A 523-nucleotide genomic window follows, 5' to 3' on the forward strand; every position below is an offset into this window, starting at 1 on the left:
CCATCAATTGTTTGAACTTGTAGCATAAAATACAATTCTGTTAGGAATATATGCGTTTTACTGGTTTTCATTTTATCTTTGCACCAGAACCATACAAAGCGACTGCAACCGATCTTTTTAGCAATTACTATTTCTTGTTTCTTATTCGGGTAGATACGAAATTTATATGCTTTATTTACTAACATAGGTTGCACCTCACTTTTTCATAGTATGTCTACAGTATACAAAAAAACGTAGGCTTACGCCTACTGATATTCATCTCCCACCTAAAATTGGTGTTTCACACCTTCACATTTTTGAGGAAGGAGTCTTCTGTCAGAAAACGATAAAAAATTAATAAAATATTACAAGAAAACCATCAATTTGATTAATCTATTTTCAAATTGATGGTTTTTATTTTTGAAATAAATATCTATTTTTTGAACTACCCCTACTTTCACTTCGTTTAGAAGAGGGGGATTCCTAAGTAAAGAGTTCTATCGAACTCTAATTTATTAGGCTATCTCCACAGTCCTTGCGGTTA

General features: G+C 31.9%; 1 protein-coding gene. It reads right to left on the reverse strand.

The genetic code is table 11. The features are described from left to right. A partial coding sequence (locus MR065_RS27075) for a helix-turn-helix domain-containing protein (protein ID WP_242215745.1) occupies nucleotides 1-185 on the reverse strand: 185 nt, incomplete at its 3' end. Nucleotides 186-523 lie beyond the last annotated feature (338 nt).

Source organism: Bacillus cereus group sp. BfR-BA-01383 (genome assembly GCF_022663495.1).
GTDB lineage: Bacteria > Bacillota > Bacilli > Bacillales > Bacillaceae_G > Bacillus_A > Bacillus_A cereus_AU.